Annotated in this window: 11 protein-coding genes and 2 rRNA genes; 5 read left to right on the top strand and 8 right to left on the bottom strand. The window is 59.5% G+C overall.

The features are described 5' to 3' along the window. The first annotated feature begins 280 nt into the window (after positions 1-280). Entirely contained in the window at positions 281-1321 is a 1041-nt protein-coding gene (locus CZ322_RS00060; RefSeq protein WP_087069697.1) for a hypothetical protein, read from the top strand. On the opposite strand, the gene CZ322_RS09785 is transcribed toward CZ322_RS00060, so the two are convergent. Then, a complete protein-coding gene (locus tag CZ322_RS09785) occupies positions 1227-1943 on the bottom strand; it encodes a hypothetical protein (RefSeq protein WP_143231789.1) in 717 nt (238 codons plus the stop codon). The genes CZ322_RS00060 and CZ322_RS09785 overlap by 95 nt on opposite strands. A gap of 239 nt (positions 1944-2182) precedes the next feature. On the opposite strand from CZ322_RS09785, the gene CZ322_RS00055 reads away from it, so the two are divergent. Continuing rightward, entirely contained in the window at positions 2183-3034 is an 852-nt protein-coding gene (locus tag CZ322_RS00055) for an aldo/keto reductase (RefSeq protein WP_087069696.1), read from the top strand. 95 nt (positions 3035-3129) lie between these two features. On the opposite strand, the gene CZ322_RS00050 is transcribed toward CZ322_RS00055, so the two are convergent. From CZ322_RS00050 to rhmD, 4 genes are all read right to left on the bottom strand, one after another. Then, the gene (locus CZ322_RS00050) at positions 3130-3894 is read right to left on the bottom strand and encodes an IclR family transcriptional regulator (protein ID WP_087069695.1); all 765 of its coding nucleotides are present in this window, start codon (positions 3892-3894) and stop codon (positions 3130-3132) included. 129 nt (positions 3895-4023) lie between these two features. After that, the gene (locus tag CZ322_RS00045; protein ID WP_196800232.1) at positions 4024-4776 is read right to left on the bottom strand and encodes an HpcH/HpaI aldolase family protein; all 753 of its coding nucleotides are present in this window, start codon (positions 4774-4776) and stop codon (positions 4024-4026) included. Further along, positions 4769-6100 carry an MFS transporter gene (locus CZ322_RS00040; RefSeq protein ID WP_101657683.1) on the bottom strand — a complete coding sequence of 444 codons (1332 nt, stop codon included), beginning with the start codon at positions 6098-6100 and terminating at the stop codon, positions 4769-4771. The genes CZ322_RS00045 and CZ322_RS00040 overlap by 8 nt, the downstream gene beginning before the upstream one ends. A gap of 135 nt (positions 6101-6235) precedes the next feature. Then, on the bottom strand, positions 6236-7444 hold the full coding sequence (rhmD, locus tag CZ322_RS00035) for an L-rhamnonate dehydratase (RefSeq protein ID WP_016442323.1): 1209 nt from the start codon (positions 7442-7444) through the stop codon (positions 6236-6238). Positions 7445-7867: 423 nt separating this feature from the next. Here rhmD and fucO point away from each other — a divergent pair, with 423 nt between their 5' ends. Next, positions 7868-9019 carry a lactaldehyde reductase gene (gene fucO, locus CZ322_RS00030; protein WP_087069693.1) on the top strand — a complete coding sequence of 384 codons (1152 nt, stop codon included), beginning with the start codon at positions 7868-7870 and terminating at the stop codon, positions 9017-9019. Between the two features lie 90 nt (positions 9020-9109). On the opposite strand, the gene CZ322_RS00025 is transcribed toward fucO, so the two are convergent. The 3 genes from CZ322_RS00025 to CZ322_RS00015 all read right to left on the bottom strand — a co-directional run bounded on the left by CZ322_RS00025 (position 9110) and on the right by CZ322_RS00015 (position 12751). Then, positions 9110-10069, bottom strand: a complete 960-nt coding sequence (locus CZ322_RS00025) for a nucleoside hydrolase (RefSeq protein WP_087069692.1) — start codon at positions 10067-10069, stop codon at positions 9110-9112. A gap of 57 nt (positions 10070-10126) precedes the next feature. Continuing rightward, the gene (locus tag CZ322_RS00020; protein WP_087069691.1) at positions 10127-11548 is read right to left on the bottom strand and encodes an MFS transporter; all 1422 of its coding nucleotides are present in this window, start codon (positions 11546-11548) and stop codon (positions 10127-10129) included. A gap of 168 nt (positions 11549-11716) precedes the next feature. Next, positions 11717-12751: a LacI family DNA-binding transcriptional regulator gene (locus CZ322_RS00015; RefSeq protein WP_087069690.1), complete on the bottom strand. Its 1035-nt coding sequence runs from the start codon at positions 12749-12751 to the stop codon at positions 11717-11719. Positions 12752-13744: 993 nt separating this feature from the next. On the opposite strand from CZ322_RS00015, the gene CZ322_RS00010 reads away from it, so the two are divergent. Both CZ322_RS00010 and CZ322_RS00005 read left to right on the top strand, forming a co-directional pair. Continuing rightward, positions 13745-15437: ribosomal RNA gene (locus CZ322_RS00010) — 16S ribosomal RNA — on the top strand. A gap of 370 nt (positions 15438-15807) precedes the next feature. After that, a 23S ribosomal RNA gene (locus tag CZ322_RS00005) occupies positions 15808-16776 on the top strand; the annotation flags it as partial.

Genomic DNA, 16776 nt, shown 5'->3' with positions numbered 1-16776 from the left:
CTAGCTAGGCACGCAAATGCTGGCTAAACACGGCTAGCACTGCACAGCGGCCGGGCGGGAACCGAGCTCTTCACGGAGCTGGTTTCCACCCGGCCGCTCGGCATCTGGTGGCGTAGCCGCACCGGGCCACCGGGGCCGTTCGGGCACGGTGGCGCAAGCACCCGGAGACGCGGGCGCCGTCGTACAAGAAAGCGCGGTGCAGTCAATTCTCAGGTACCTCGCCTAGGATAGGCTTGGGTAGGCAGGTTGGTGCGGTAAGCAGTATCGGAGATGGTATCTCGTGGGCGTTTTCTCATTACGTGGCGGGCAATTTCATCGCGCGGCGCCTCCCGCGGATCTTCCGGAAGAAACCCGCGCCTCCGTTGCCGAAGCGCTGCGTGCCCAGATTGCGGAGTTCCTCGATTTCCCGGCCTTCCAGGTAGCGTGGACGCGCCCGGAAGGGGAGCGCGGCACCGCTTCTCTGGTTGCTTTGGATGCCACCGGGAACATTATTAGCGTCGATATTATTGATATTCTCGACGGCGCAGCGCTCCTCGCGGCCCTCGCTCGTTCCGCTCAGCACGCCACTTTAGACCGGCGCGAAATTACCCGGCTTTTCCCGGGCGGGCCTCACGATTTTTCCTCCGCCTGGCAGGAGTTTACCGCCGTCAATCCGCCCATTCCGGAACCGGCCCCGCGCCTGAGCATCTTTGCTTTTGCTATCGATCCGGATATTACCGATGCCGTGCGGGCCCTGGCCGGAGCCGGGGTGCAGGTCTGGCAGGTGACCATCCTGGAGCGGGCGGCTGGGATTTTGCTTTCTGTGGACGAAGTCCGCCTCCAGCGCGCCACCGCACTCGGGCCGGCAGCCGGGGTGCCGGTGCTGGATGTGGCGGCGGAAGCGGGCGAAGCTGCTGAAGCGGAGGCAACCGAAAAGGCTGAAGCGGTTGAAGTAACCGAGGTGGTTGAGGCGGCGCCCGCAGCGGCAGCGGAAGCAAGCGAGGCAGCCGAAGCGGCTGAAGCTGTCGAGACGGACTCTGCCGCCGAAGCTGAGCCCCTAGCCGAAACACCCGAAGCGCCGGAAGCTGTTGCGGAGCGGCCGCGGCGGCGCGGAAGCCGGGCCGCCCAGCCGGGTACCGAGAGCGCTGCACGCAGCCGCAATATTTGGCAGGAAATTCGCGGCCGCCGCGCCGCGCATACCTCCGCTGCGGCCACTACATCCGTGCACAGCTCGGCGCACCGCGCCGCTAATCCTGCACAGCTTGAGGGCGTTCATCGGAGCGATCATCAGGCTGATCATCAGGCTGCCCCGCGGCGTCGGGCTCGGCGCGCGGCGGAATAAAGTTCACGCGGTGCGGCCGGAATTCGAAGCCGCCCGGCTTGACCGTAATAATCGGACTGGTGTCCTCCGGTAAACCAAGCCGCTTGCGGCGCTCCTCCGCTCTGCGCCGAGCTTTCTCCCGCCGCTCGATACGCGCCTCGATGGCTATTTCCTCAAGCGCTTTCTTTGCCTTCAGGGTGGCTTCTCTCTCCTCCGCTGTGGTCAAGCCGGATTGCCATTCCCGTAATCCGAACACCTCGATAAGTACGACCGCGGTAGCCACACCGCCACAGATGAGTGCCTGCCGGGAGTCCCACGTCAGTGCCAGCGTGACAAGAAAATAGACCCCTGCGAAGAATACAATCCGGCACAGCGGAGGAAGCCATCCTCCCGGGTGGGGGTGATGGAACCTTTGCTGTTGCCACAGGTGAGGGATAGTCGAAAGGAATTCAACAGCCACGGTGCTGAGCACAACAATGAGCAGCAGAGCGAAAAAATTCACCTGATGAGGGAGGAACAACCGGCTCAACGCCAGAGCAATCACAATACCTATCGCGGTCAGCGTGCCGGCAATGAGGTGCCCGCTCCACGACTGGCGGAAAGGCACCGGCGTCCAATCCGGATCCGGAGAAACACGAACCATGGCTATCCCTTCACTCGACGCATGTGCAAAGTGTACGTGGCTGACAGTTTTTCGCGCCTTTAATGTTCCTGACGCACACTTTGCGGCCCGAACGGCTCGAACGGCTCGGGTGGCTCGGGTGGCTCGAACGGCTCGGGTGGCTCGAACGGCTCGGGTGGCTCAGATCCGCGGTTGCTTTGCGGCTCGGGCCGCCTCGTGGCACGCTGGAGCGTAGAACAACCACGAGAGGAACGATATCCATGCACAACATCACCTTGGCGAACGGCGATACCGTGCCGGCCCTCGGGCTGGGCACCTGGTTCCTCGGCGATAACCCGGCGAGCCGGCAGGAAGAAATCGCGGCGCTGCGCTGCGGAATCGAAGGCGGGGCGCACCTCATCGACACCGCGGAAATGTACGGCAGCGGGCGCTCGGAAGAACTCGTGGGCGAAGCAATCACGCCCTTCCCGCGCGAATCGCTCTACCTCATCACCAAAGTGCTGCCCTCCAACGCCTCGCGCCACCGCATGGAGGCCGCGCTCGACGCCAGCCTCGAGCGCCTCGGCACCGACTACGTTGATATGTACCTCTACCACTGGCGCGGCGGCACCCCGCTGGCCGAAACCGTGGCGGAGCTCGAGCGCCTGCGCGGCAGCGGGAAAATCCGCAGCTGGGGCGTCTCTAATTTCGACGTGGAAGATATGCAGGAGCTGGCCGCGGTGCCCGGCGGCGCCAACTGCCAGGCCAACGAGGTGCTCTACCACCTCGGCTCGCGCGGAATCGAAGTGGAGCTGCGCGGCCTCATGGAGCGCCGCGGCGTGGCCCTCATCGCCTACTGCCCGCTCGTCCAAGCCGGGACCCTCCGCAACGGCCTGGTCACCAACCCGGCCCTCACCGAGGTCGCCCGCGAACTGGGCATCAGCCCTTTCCAGGTGCTGCTCGCCTGGGTACTGGCGCAGGGCAACGCCATCGCGATTCCGCGCACCGGCAAACTCACACATATGCGGGAAAACTTGGAGGCCGCGCGCCTCGAGCTGAGCGCCGACCAGCTCGCGCGCCTGGACGCCGCCTTCCCGGCCCCGCGCTTCCGAGTCCCCCTCGATGTGGAATAGCCTCGCTCCAGGTGGTACGACGGCGCCGCGGCGCGCCCGCGCGCCGCGGGGACGCGTCGTCGTCGTGCTTAAAAGCCACGCACGGTAACCCGCAGCTACACCGCGCCGTAACCGATCTGGCGGGAAATCTCCGCGGCGGTTGCCGTAACCGCCGCCGCTAGTTCCCGCATCCGCGCCTTCCCCATATAAATAACCGCGCTGGAGACGCTAATCGAGGCCGCAATATTTCCGGAGGCATTGCGGATCGGCGCGGCCACGCAGCGAATTCCCGGCTCGCTGATCTCCCAATCCTCCGAATAGCCATTGCGGGAGTATTTTTCCATCGCGGCGGTGAATTCCTCCAGGGTTTCCGGCGGGGGAGTATCCCGCACCCGCTCGCGATCCGCCCGGTAGAGGCTCTCCCAGCGCTCAGGGCTGTCAAGAATGAGGGAACGGCCCAGCCCGGTGCGGGTGATGGGTCGGCGGGTGCCCACCTGGGAGCGCACCTCAATACCGCGATGCCCGGGGAATTTGAGGAGGTAGAGGGCTTCGCCTTCCAGCTCGGTGCCCAGGTGCACGGTGTCGAGGGTGTCCTCGGAAAGCTGGGAGAGCAACGGGGAGGCGATCCCGACCAAAGAAATATTATCGAGAGCCTGGAAACCCAGTTCAATGAGGGAAGCCCCCAGGAAATACGTGCCGGTTTCATCGGTGCGTAGGAAGCGTTCCTGGCGCAGGGCCTGGAGGAGCCGGTGCGCCTTCGAGCGGCTCAGGCCGGTTGCTGCGGTGACCTCGCTGAGGTTCCGAGCCCCTGTGGCGACGGCACGGAGAACAAGAAGACCGTGGCGGAGTGTCTGCGTGCCAGGGATATCTTCGGATGTCATATACAAACGGTACCAGGTTCCCAATAGTTGGGAACCTGGTACCGGAGCTGGGTCGGAGGGGTAATTCGGTACGCGGGCACGCGGGCACATGAGTACGCGGGTGCGTGAGCACGCGGGTACGCGGGGTAATTACCGCTCCGGGAATTTCGCGGCGAGTGCCTCCACCAGCAGAGTGGAATCCGCCGTGGTCGCGATGAAATTCGCGCCCGCGGCAATATACTGTTCGGCTACCGCATCATCGAAAGCGAGGGAGCCGGCCACCAGCCCGGCCGCCCGGATTTTTGCCAGCGCATCGCACACAATCGCATGCAATTCCTCCGCGGGCGGATTGCCCAGCGAAGCCCCCAGATCGGCCGGCCCGATGAAGAAACCATCGGGCCCCTCCACCTCAAGCAGCTCATCCAGGTGGGAGAGCGCCTCTCGGGATTCGATTTGCAGCAGCACGAACAGCTCCGCTTCGGCTTCCTCCATATAGGAGGTGTAGCGGCCCCAATTCCCGGCGCGCGCCACCGATGCTCCCACCCCGCGGATCCCGCGCGGGGCGTAGCGCACCGCACGCATGGCCGCGCGGGCCTGTTCCGGGGTATCCACCATGGGCAGCAGCAGGTTCTGCGCCCCCAGATCCAGCACCTGTTTAATATGCGCCGGGGTGGTTTCCACCGGTCGCACAATGAGGGGCATGGGATACCCGGAGGCCGCCCGCAGCTGATCCAGCAGGGAGGCCACCGTGTAGGGCGCGTGTTCGCCGTCGAATAGCAGCCAATCAGCACCCGAACCGGCGCAGATTTCCGCCGACGTGGCCGAAGCCATCGTCATCCAGATTCCACGGCGCGCCCGCTGCGGGGAGGCCGCAAACTCTGCTTTGAACTGGTTTTTAGGCAACGTCGCTTTCAATACCAACGTCCTTTCGATTCTTGAGAGCGACGATAATGAAGGAACCGAGGATTGCCACCGCTGCAACCGCCCAGAGTCCCGCCACGCTCGACTGGTGGGTATCAAAGAGTTCGTTGAACCATACTCGCAGATTCGGTGCCACAAAACCACCAACCGCACCCCAGGTATTGATGAAACCAATACCTGCGGCTAGGGCGGCCCCGGCCAGCAGATTCGTGGGCATCGTCCAGAAGAGCGGCTGGCAGGCAATCACGCCGGTGGCCACGATGCACAGCGCCGCGATCGCGAGAATCGGGGTGGCGTGCGCCGAAAGCCCGAGGGCCAGCCCGGCGGCCAGCAGCAGCCCGGCCGACCAGATCCGCTGCCGATCCGGGGTGGTGGCGTTCTTGGAGAACCACCAGGTACCGATAAGGGAGACCACCCACGGAATGGCGACGACGAGGGACACCTTGAAGCCCACCGATTCGCCCAGCAGGCGCGCCACCTGTGTGGGGATATAGAAGACGACGCCGTACACCGCCACCTGGATGGCGAAGTAAGCCATGGCGAGCGTCCACACCCGGGCATTCGTGAAGGCATCCTTGAGGGTGGACTTCACCCCGGAACCGGAATCTTCACCTTCCACCGCTTCGGCCAGGACAATTCGCTCGTCCGGAGTCAGGAACTTGGCAGAGCGCGGTCCGTCGTCGAAATAGAAGAAAGCGAGGCACCCAACAACCGCGGCGAGCAGGCCCTCAATGAGGAACATCCAGAACCACCCCGGAAAACCGAGGAAGCCGTGCATCTGCAAGAGCGCACCGGAAAGCGGCGAACCGAGCGCCAGGGCGAGGGGCGCCCCCAGGTAGAAGAGGCCCATCACATAAGCGCGCGGTTTCGCGGGGAAGAAAATGGAGGCGAGGTAGATCATGCCGGGGAAGAAGCCGGCCTCCACCACGCCCAGCAGCAGGCGAACGGTGAGGAATTTCGCCGGGGTATCGGCAAAAGCCATGCAGGCGGATACCAGACCCCAGGCCACCGCGATGGAACCGATCCATTTCTGCGCCCCGATTTTGCGCATCATGAGATTCGCGGGGGCGCCGAGGAAAGCGTAGAGCACGAAGAAGATTCCCGCGCCGAGCGCGAAGGTGGCTTCACCGATGCCGGTGTCCAGCATGTACTCCTGCTGGGCGTACCCGATATTGGAACGGTCCAGGAAGGCGAGCACGTAGAGCAACATCATGAAGGGAACAAGGCGACGACGTGCCTTGCGCACCGCGATATTCAGGGTTGCTTCGCGGGCGGCGGTACCGGGAGATGGCGAAGAGGCTGTCATAATTTCTCCTTTTCGTATGCGTGGATGCGCGAGTCCGCGTGACTAGCGGCTGCGCAAAGATTGCGGCATCCGCGCCGGCCGCCTGACTAGCGTGACCGGCGCGGATGGCGTGACCGGCGTGACCGGCGGCCGGATTTAGTGCGTATAGGGGCGTTCCAGCGCGATATCGCGATTGAGTTCGACGCCGAATCCGGGCTTCGTCAGGGTTTCCTTGGAGATGCGGCCATTTTCGGGGACCGGTTCGCCCAGGAGGATGGGGTCGAATTGCGGGCGGATAGTATCCGCCTTCGGGCTGGTCATGAGGAACTCGCTGAACGGCGTATTCGTGAAGGTAATAACGGCGTGGTGCGAGTACACGGAGGAGCCGTGCGGGACCACCAGCTGGCCGCGCGACTTCGCGATGGCTGCGATCTCGAGGAGGGTGGTAATACCGCCGCACCAGCCCACGTCCGGCTGCATAATATCGATGCCGGTTTCGGAGAGAGTGCGGAAAGCGGCGAGGTTGCCGTGGTGTTCGCCGGTGGAGACCATCACGCCGGCCGGGACCTGGCGCTTGAGCTCGGCGTAATTATCGTATTGCGCGGCCGGGAAGGATTCCTCGATCCACTTGAGGTTGTAGGGAGCGCAGGCGTGGGCAAGCTTGACGGCGTAATTAACGTCCTGGCTCATCCAGCAATCCCACATGAGCCAGAAGTCCGGGCCCACCTTCTCGCGCATATCCTTGATGCGCTCCACTTCGCGGCGGATGCCGGCATCGCCATCGTGCGGGCCCCACTGGGTAGGCATTTTCCCGCCGATGAAGCCCATTTCCTTGGCCAGGTCCGGGCGCGAACCGGTGGCGTAGAACTTGATTTCATCGCGAACCGCCCCGCCCAGCAGCGAGTACACCGGCTGGCCGAGCACCTTCCCGAAGAGATCCCACAGGGCCAGGTCCACGCAGGAGATGGTATTCATAACCACGCCGCCGCCACCGGAGTAATAGTGCGTGGAGTTGATCATCTGGTCGTGGATGAGCTTGATATCATCCACGCGCTTGCCTTCGATAAAGCGGCTGAGGTGGTTTTCCACGATGAAGCAGCCGATTTCGCCGGCCGTGGAGATGGCGAAGCCGGTGGTGCCGTCGCTGGCCTCCACTTCTACCACCAAGGTGCCCAGCACATTGATTCCGAAGGACTGGCGGGATTGTTCGTATTCCTTGTACTTGGACATCGGGGTGGCGATATGGTCATCGATCCAGTGCCCGCCGCCCTGGTCGTGATAGTCGCCGCCGCCCTGGCCCTTATTCTTGGCGGTGGCGCCGCCCATGAAGAAGGCGCGCACGTGCTTGATAGTTGGCAATGACATGAGATGCTCCTTTGCGTCTATGTGTGAGTGCTATGTGATTGTTGAGAGGGTGTTGCGGGGTAGCTGCGCCGTCGTTCCGCGTGCGTGACCGCAAGCAGTCGTTCCGTACGCGATACCGTGCGGCCGTTCCGCGTGTGCGAAAACGCGCCGCGCGCATCTCCACCGCAACGCATCCAATCCCATTTAGTGGGATGGAATGTTAATAGTTGGGATTCTGACACGGCCAGTCTAAAATGAAAGCCGGGGAGAGTAAAGCCTTCCCGGCCCGGCAGCTCGCGGATTGGGCGGGAAAATATCGCCATGGCCCCGGCGATCTTTCCGCGTCGGGCCTTACGTCATAGGGCGGGGGTCAAAAAAATGGAACAATGTTCCATGTCAGGAAAGTGGCGCAGTTGCTACGAATATTCGACATAAGGAGTTGCCATGGTTAATCGCATGATCCTCAACCAAACCTCGTACTTCGGGCGCGGTGCGCTCGACCAGCTGGTCCCCGAGCTGCATCGCCGCGGCTTCAAGAAAGTCCTCATCATCACCGACAAGGGCGTGCGCCAGGCCGGGACCGTGGACCTAGTGACGAAGCGTTTGGATGAGGCCGATTTTGCTTACGAGATTTTCGACGACGTCGTTCCGAACCCGCCCGTCGAAAATGTGAAGGCCGGCGTGCAGGCACTCAAGGATTCCGGCGCGGATGTGCTCATCGGCCTGGGCGGCGGGTCCCCGCAGGACACCGCGAAGGCCATCGGCATTATCGGTGCGAACCCCGAATTCTCCGATGTTCTTTCCCTCGAGGGCGTGGCGGACACCAAGAACCCCTCCGTGCCGATTATCGGTATTCCCACCACCGCCGGTACCGCTTCGGAAACCACCATTAACTACGTGATTACCGATACCGAGAAGCACCGCAAGTTTGTGTGCGTGGACGAACACGATATTCCGGTGCTCGCCATTGTGGATCCGGATCTTATGGACGGCATGCCGCGCTCCCTCAAGGTGGCGACCGGGCTCGATGCCCTCACCCACGCCATCGAAGGCTACATCACCCCGGGTGCCTGGGAGCTTTCGGACGCGGTTCACCTCAAGGCGATCCAGATGATCGCGAAGAACCTGCGCAAGGCTGCCGACGGTGATACCGACGCCGTGGAGCAGATGGGTTACGCCTCCTACATCGCGGGCATGGGCTACTCCAATGTGGGCCTGGGCCTGGTGCACGGCATGGCGCACCCGCTCGGTGGGCGTTACGACGCGCCGCACGGCGTGGCCAACGGTATCCTGTTGCCGGCCGTCATGAAGTTCAACGCCGAGTACACCGGTGAAAAGTACCGCGATATTGCGCATGCCTTCGGCATGAAGGATTCGTACGACGTCGCGCTAGAAGACGCGCGTACCTACGCGGTGGACGCGGTCAAGCAGCTGGTTGAGGACCTGGGTAACCCCACCACGATCTCCGCGGTGGGCGTGGACGAATCCGGCCTCGACGCCCTGGCCGAGGACGCCTTCAACGACGTGTGCACCCCGGGCAACCCCCGCAAGGCCACCAAGGAAGACATCCGCGCGCTCTACGCCTCCTTGCTCTAAGAGGTAGTGCAGCCTGGCTGTAAATGAATAAGTGGCGCCGCGCTTACCCTACGTGGGAAAACGCGGCGCCACCCTATATTTACAGCCGATTTAAGCGCTGAGGCGCTCCGTCAGATGATCGGGGAATGACTTCTCCACTTCCAGAACCACACGGATGTGGCCACCAGGAGTATCCTGCCATCCATTACGCGGTTTCAAGCGCAGATCGAAAAGCGATTGCCCGCGCCCGGGACCATCGGTGATGTCCACCTCGGCCTCCACCACCGGCCAGATGGTTGGCTTGATTGCCCCGACAGCCACAGCGGCTGCAAGCGGATCGTGGAGAGCCGAGCAGCGGCGGCCGTATTCCGGAAGGTAGAAGTTGAAGTAAACGTCGAGTGCTTCTCCGACAATTTGAGCTTCGCGTTTAGGTGAAGCAAGGAGACGTGCGCGATGTTCCTCTTCGAGAATATTGGCGAGAGTGACATCAAGGGGTACCCACACCTGCTCCCAGGGAGCGGCCATAACAGTCTGGGCTGCTTCCGGATCGTTGAAAACATTGGCCTCCGCAACAACGGACGCGTTGCCAACTTCGCGAGCGGCACCGCCCATCAAGACCACTCGCTTGACTCGGGTAGCCAGTTCCGGATCCTTCTGAAGCGCGAGGGCAAGATTGGTCGAGGGACCTACCGCGACAACTTCTAGCTCACCGGCATATTCGTGTGATAGCCGGAGCAGCATATCTGATGCGCTTTCCGCTTCGGGGCGCCGCTGCGCGGTGGGCAGCTCAACATTTCCGATTCCATTATCGCCGTGAATGTGGGTGGGAACCCAGGTGTACTTTGACGTGAGGAAATCGTGAGAGCCCACGGCAACCGGGACATCGGTGCGGCCCATTGCCTCGAGAATGCTCAGTGTATTTTCGGCGGCTTGCTCGCAATTTGTATTACCTGAAACCGTGCCTACGCCGACAAGAGAAATCTCAGGTGCTTTTGCCAGGTACACCAGAGCCATCGAATCGTCGATGCCGGTGTCACAATCAAAATACAGCGGGCGTATTGTGGATGTCATTTTGTTCTCCTTTACTGTTGGAACCAGTCAGCACCGTCGCTGACTGCGAGCTTTGGGCTAAATCTTCTGGCCTTCGCGCGGCTTGAGGATGCACGCGGTTACGAGGGCAAGAACGGCAATTCCGAGGGAAACGATGAGCGCCGTACGGTAACCCGCGAAAGTTCCGATAAACGGAGCCACGAGACCGATACCGAGGCTGGCGCCCACGCCGAATGCTGCGCCGTTGAGTCCGGGTAGGGATCCGGGAGCTTCCGGCGGGGCCAGCAGAACGCCCAGGCCGTTGATCGTTGTGAGGATCATGCCGTTGTAGCTGATTCCCAGGACGGCAATGAACGCAAAGACTGCCCATTGGTTATCGAGGCAGAGCCAGATCCCTCCGATGGAAATGATGGAGATGATCAAACCGCCCCGCAGAACCTGCAGCCAGCCAATCTTGCTCGCGAGCCAACCCGACAGAGGAGCAGCGGCAAGACCAATCATCGCCGGCGGTGTGAGGAAGAGCAGCGCGGCCTTACCCGCATCGAGGCCGAAGCCAACTTCGGGGTTCTGGCTGAACATGGCAACGGTGAAGTTGATAACCGCGAAAACGGAGGACAGGGACAGCAGCGTCGTGGCAATGAGCGGCCAGCAGTGACGCGAAGCAAGATGCTCAATAGCGAAGAGGGGAGAATCGACCTTGCGCTCGACGAAGTAGAAACCGATGAAGCAGATGACCGTCCCTGCGAGGAAGCCGAGGCTAATCGGCGCGAACCAACCGTCGGAACCGCCGTAGTTCACGTAGTAGGTCAGGAAAATGAGTCCGAGGGACAGGGTTGCGCCACCCCACCAATCCATCTTTCCGGTGGCCGCATCATTCGCGTGCTGGGAAATGCCGCGTCCCGTGAGGATGATGGCAACGAGGACGAGTGCTGCGATCACGATGAAAATGGAGCGGAATCCGAAAGCGTTGGTCAGGAGACCACCGAACCAGCCGTCGAGGCCGCCAACGCCGCCGTTGACAGCCGTGATGATACCCATCATGGTGCCGAAGGTCTTGGCAGAAACCGATTCGCTCAGAATCATGTAGGTCAGCTGGAATACGGCGCCGGAAACGCCCTGGATAACGCGCCCCACCATGAAAATGGGGAATGACGGAGCGAAGACGCAGACCAGTGTTCCGATGAACAAAATAATGAGGACGTAAATGAGCATCCTCTTACGCCCGACGAAGTCACTCCAACGGGTCAAGATAATTCCGGCGACGGCGCCAGCCAAGAAGAAGAGACTCGAAACGAGTGAAACCGTGGATTCATCGATCACGAAGTCGCGCCCGATAGCGGGCAGGGCCGGTGTCACCATGCTCGCATTGAGCTGATAGGACAGCACTGCGACGATCAGGGTAAACATGAGACCCGCGAGGGCGAGGCCCCTGTATTTGTCTTCACGTTCGACCGGTTGCGCTGCCGACTGTGGCGCGTCCGTTTTATTTGTTGATGTCATGACATCTCCTGTTCTGCTGCGGCGTTGCCGCAAAACGGGGCAGTTGGTACTGCCTGAGAGCGGCTACATTGCCGCTAATGTGGTGCGTTTCGGGTGCTCCAAAGCGCGGGGAAAGTATGTTGGTCGTAAGTAGGTAAGGGGAATCTTTCGTGGACATGTGTGCGTGGATTAATGAAGCGAGTCCCCCTTTCGGTTTTCTTTCATATCTGGAGGGGCATAGCGCAGCGAATCGCGTTTGATGAACACTGTCGGGAGATAGGTATCCGGCGCTGTTTTTCCCGCGATGCAATCAACGAGTGCATCGGCGGCGATTCGTCCCATTCCTTCGATATCTTGCGCAATGACAGATACGGACGGGGAAATGAAACGGAAGTACTCGTAATCGTCGAAAACGATAAGCGAGAGATCGGGGCCGATTGCTTGGTTGCTTGAGGCGCAGTGCTCAAGGACTCCGGTTCCGAGCTGCCCGTTAGCTGCCAGAATCGCTGTTACTCCACGTTTTAGGAGCGCTTGTGTCCCTATTTTCCCGGCATCTCTGCTAAAGTTTCCCCACTCAACGAAGTGCGTGGTGCCTGGAAGGCCGTGCTCGTTAAGGGCCTCCAAAAATGCTGCGTAACGGTCACGCGCAATTGGTAGTGATTGGGGTCCTCCGAGGTAACCGATGCACGTATGACCGTGCGAGGCGAGGTTCTGCACCGCCTCCGTCATTCCGGGTTCCGGACGCGAGGAAATCACGGGAACCGAAAGCTGTTTGAGGGGGCGGTCGATAAGGACAAGAGGAATATCGGCCTCGATGACTTGCCGAATGACGGTATCGTCTTCACTCTGCGGAGAAATAACAATTCCATCCACGCGCTGCGCCATGATTTGAGCGAGGAAGTCATTTTCTTGCGCGTGATCTTCACCTGCGCTACCGATAAGGACGGTCGAGCCTTTCGCGCGCATCGCAGTCTCAAACCAATACGTCAGTTCTGTGAAGAATGGATTGCGAATATCGGGGACGAGAAGAGCAACGGTACCCGTGGTCTTTGAGCGAAGAGAAGCAGCGTTGCGGTTGGGGCGGTAATTGAGGCTCGAAGCAGCTTCGAGAACCCGCTGCCGAGTCTGAGAAGATACCGAACCGTTTCCGGAAAGCGCGCGAGATGCAGTGCCCAAACCGACCTTGGCGGCTCGAGCAACATCTTGGATCGTAACGTCGCGCATATGTATCTGCCTCACTGCAGGGTTGTAAAACTACTTTGTTTATGGAAACGTTTCCGCTCCTTATTGGGAAACATAACGAGCGCGTTGAAATTTGTCAATAACTCTTTTTGAAACGTGACACGGCACATCGCACGGGGTGGACAAGTGGTGCGGCAGTGCACATGGTGACGTCGGGCTTTGCGGGCGTGAGCCTTCGGTGCGGATGCGCGACTCGGCGGTAACGATGGCTACCGCGTGGAGCCTTCGGCAATCGTGCATTTCCTTAAGCGGAGCTGAGCGCCCCTTCTTTCGGAGTTGAGCGCAAGGGTGTGTGGTTCGGAATGGTCAAGGGGACGATGAGCCGGTGCGCTTTTAGTGGGACTTATTCGTCGGTTTTGCTTGAACGTGTTGAGTGTTTTGGGGTTGTGTGGCCCGATTTATGCTTGGTTTGCTAAGTATCTTCCGTGGGTTTGGGGCGTGTTTTTGTAGGTTTTCTGGGTGTTTGGGCTGGGTGTGGTGGGTGTCTCTCTGGTTTGATTTGCGTCTAGCGGGTCGGGCTTGTAAGCTTGTTATCCGTCGCCGAGAGCCCGGTAAGGGCCCGGAGCGGCAAACAAAACCCTGTGAGTGGCCAAGGCCATGAAGGTTCGGTTTGATTACCGGGCCGGGTGGTGGTAGGCTAACGGGGTTGCTTTTCTTGAGCGTGAATGATTCTCTCCGGGCCAGCCAGTCAATGGTTATTGGTGGCTGGTGTGGGGTGTGGATATGGTGTTTGGATGCTTAATAGCGTGTCTGACTAATATATTTTTTACGTGAAAATTTTTGTTCACACGACCTAGTCTTTCTAGTAGAAAGACAGTGTTGTGTGGGTGTGTGCAAGGACAGTTAGCACTCTAATGGATAGTGGCTAGATGCCGTGTTTTTATGTGGTGTTTGGTTTGTCTGTTGGTGGTGTGTTTTTGTTCTTGTTATTTTGTTTTTTGTTGAGCTAGATGTTGTCTTGCTCTCTTACGGTTTTTTGTGGAGAGTTTGATCCTGGCTCAGGACGAACGCTGGCGGCGTGCTTAACACATGCAAGTCGAACGATGAAGCCTAGCAATCTTTGGTTGTTGGGTGGATTAGTGGCGAACGGGTGAGTAATACGTGGGTAACCTGCCCTCCTTTTTGGGATAAGCCTTGGAAACGGGGTCTAATACCGAATATTCTGGCGCTCTCGCATGGGGGTGTTGGGAAAGCTTTTGTGTGAAGGGGGATGGGCTCGCGGCCTATCAGCTTGTTGGTGGGGTGATGGCCTACCAAGGCGGTGACGGGTAGCCGGCCTGAGAGGGTGACCGGCCACATTGGGACTGAGATACGGCCCAGACTCCTACGGGAGGCAGCAGTGGGGGATATTGCACAATGGGCGAAAGCCTGATGCAGCGACGCCGCGTGGGGGATGAAGGCTTTCGGGTTGTAAACCTCTTTCGCTATCGAACAAGGCCCGCTTAGGGTGGGTTGAGGGTAGGTGGAGAAGAAGCGCCGGCTAACTACGTGCCAGCAGCCGCGGTAATACGTAGGGCGCGAGCGTTGTCCGGAATTATTGGGCGTAAAGGGCTTGTAGGCGGCTTGTTGCGCCTGCTGTGAAAACGCGGGGCTTAACTTCGCGCGTGCAGTGGGTACGGGCAGGCTTGAGTGTGGTAGAGGTGACTGGAATTCCAGGTGTAGCGGTGGAATGCGCAGATATCTGGAGGAACACCGATGGCGAAGGCAGGTCACTGGGCCATTACTGACGCTGAGGAGCGAAAGCATGGGTAGCGAACAGGATTAGATACCCTGGTAGTCCATGCTGTAAACGTTGGGAACTAGGTGTGGGGGGCCTTTCCAGGTTTTCTGCGCCGTAGCTAACGCATTAAGTTCCCCGCCTGGGGAGTACGGCCGCAAGGCTAAAACTCAAAGGAATTGACGGGGGCCCGCACAAGCGGCGGAGCATGCGGATTAATTCGATGCAACGCGAAGAACCTTACCAAGGCTTGACATACACCGCGGGATCGCAGAGATGTGGTTGCATTTGGTTGGTGGTGTACAGGTGGTGCATGGTTGTCGTCAGCTCGTGTCGTGAGATGTTGGGTTAAGTCCCGCAACGAGCGCAACCCTTGTCTCGTGTTGCCAGCATGTTGTGGTGGGGACTCACGAGAGACTGCCGGGGTTAACTCGGAGGAAGGTGGGGATGACGTCAAATCATCATGCCCCTTATGTCTTGGGCTTCACGCATGCTACAATGGCCGGTACAGAGGGTTGCGATATCGTGAGGTGGAGCGAATCCCTTAAAGCTGGTCTCAGTTCGGATCGGGGTCTGCAACTCGACCTCGTGAAGTCGGAGTCGCTAGTAATCGCGGATCAGCATTGCCGCGGTGAATACGTTCCCGGGCCTTGTACACACCGCCCGTCACGTCAAGGTGGAGCGAATCCCTTAAAGCTGGTCTCAGTTCGGATCGGGGTCTGCAACTCGACCTCGTGAAGTCGGAGTCGCTAGTAATCGCGGATCAGCATTGCCGCGGTGAATACGTTCCCGGGCCTTGTACACACCGCCCGTCACGTCACGAAAGTTGGTAACACCCGTAGCTCGTGGCCTAACCTTTTTTGGGGGGAGCGGTCGAAGGTGGGGCTGGCGATTGGGACGAAGTCGTAACAAGGTAGCCGTACCGGAAGGTGCGGCTGGATCACCTCCTTTCTAAGGATTGTTTAGCGAGAAACGTTGTATCGGTAGGCTATTGGGGTTTACTGGTTTTTGTTTTGTTTCTTGTTTGGGACGCGTAAAAAGGGTTTGTGTGAGTGGTGGTGGTTGTTCATTGTTACTCGCATGATGATATTGGTTGGGCGGGCTGTTAGGCATTCGGACACTGTCCGATATACCACCCGCGGTTAGTGAGCAGGCCTGTTGGTTTGTTTTCTGGTTGTGGTGTTGGTGTGGTGGTTGGTTGTCGCATAGTGAGCGTGAGCATCTTTATAACAAGCATGTGTGAAGCGTTTTGTTTTGTGTGTGTTTGTTGTGTGATTTTGCGTAATGTAAACGATTTTGTTTTGAGTTTCTTGTTTATTGTTTTTTGGTGTTGTAGGGCGTTTGGTGGATGCCTTGGTGCGTATGGGCCGAAGAAGGACGTTGTAGCCTGCGATATGCCTCGGGGAATTGGCTAGCGAGTGGTGATCCGAGGGTGTCCGAATGGGGGAACCTAGCCTGGGTTATGCCGGGTTGCTGCCAGCTGAATTGATAGGTTGGTGGTGGGAACGTGGGGAAGTGAAACATCTTAGTACCTGCTGGAAAAGATATTTTGTGAGTAGTGGCGAGCGAAAGCGAAGGAGCCTAAACCTTGTGTGTGTGATACTTGTCGGGGGTTGCACATGGGGTGTTGTGGGGTGTTGTCTTCTCGTTTCCGACAGGACGGGGCGTAGTGATAAATCAGGGATGTAGGTGAAGGGTTTGGGAAGGCCTGCCGTAGACCGTGATAGCCGGGTAGCTGAAATGTTTCTGACTGCGTGATGACATGCCCGAGTAGCACGGGGCTCGTGGAATCTCGTGTGAATCTGCCAAGACCACTTGGTAAGGCTAAATACCCGTCGTGACCGATAGTGAATTTAGTACCGTGAGGGAATGGTGAAAAGTACCCCGGGAGGGGAGTGAAATAGTGCCTGAAACCAGGCGCCTACAAACTGTCAGAGCCACATTTCAATGGTGGTGATGGCGTGCCTATTGAAGAATGAGCCTGCGAGTTAGGATGTGTGGCGAGGTTAACCCGTGTGGGGTAGTCGTAGCGAAAGCGAGTCTGAAGAGGGCGTTTTTAGTTGCATGTTCTAGACCCGAAGCGGGGTGATCTACCCATGGCCAGGGTGAGGCACGTGTAAGAGCGTGTGGAGGCCCGAACCCACCAGGGTTGAAAACCTGGGGGATGAGTTGTGGGTAGGGGTGAAAGGCCAATCAAACTCCGTGATAGCTGGTTCTCCCCGAAATGCATTTAGGTGCAGCGTTGCGTGGTTCTTTGTGGGGGTAGAGCTACTGGTTGGCTGATGGGCCT

The sequence above is a fragment of the Actinotignum timonense genome, from assembly GCF_900155575.1.
Lineage (GTDB): Bacteria > Actinomycetota > Actinomycetes > Actinomycetales > Actinomycetaceae > Actinotignum > Actinotignum timonense.
This window is presented reverse-complemented; position numbering and strand designations above follow the sequence as displayed.

Coding starts and splice junctions, on each gene's coding strand:
- CZ322_RS00050 (WP_087069695.1), bottom strand. CDS start 3,894: ATGACATCCGAAGATATCCCTGGCACGCAGACACTCCGCCACGGTCTT.
- CZ322_RS00025 (WP_087069692.1), bottom strand. CDS start 10,069: ATGACATCCACAATACGCCCGCTGTATTTTGATTGTGACACCGGCATC.
- CZ322_RS00055 (WP_087069696.1), top strand. CDS start 2,183: ATGCACAACATCACCTTGGCGAACGGCGATACCGTGCCGGCCCTCGGG.
- fucO (WP_087069693.1), top strand. CDS start 7,868: ATGGTTAATCGCATGATCCTCAACCAAACCTCGTACTTCGGGCGCGGT.
- CZ322_RS09785 (WP_143231789.1), bottom strand. CDS start 1,943: ATGGTTCGTGTTTCTCCGGATCCGGATTGGACGCCGGTGCCTTTCCGC.
- rhmD (WP_016442323.1), bottom strand. CDS start 7,444: ATGTCATTGCCAACTATCAAGCACGTGCGCGCCTTCTTCATGGGCGGC.
- CZ322_RS00015 (WP_087069690.1), bottom strand. CDS start 12,751: ATGCGCGACGTTACGATCCAAGATGTTGCTCGAGCCGCCAAGGTCGGT.
- CZ322_RS00020 (WP_087069691.1), bottom strand. CDS start 11,548: ATGACATCAACAAATAAAACGGACGCGCCACAGTCGGCAGCGCAACCG.
- CZ322_RS00040 (WP_101657683.1), bottom strand. CDS start 6,100: ATGACAGCCTCTTCGCCATCTCCCGGTACCGCCGCCCGCGAAGCAACC.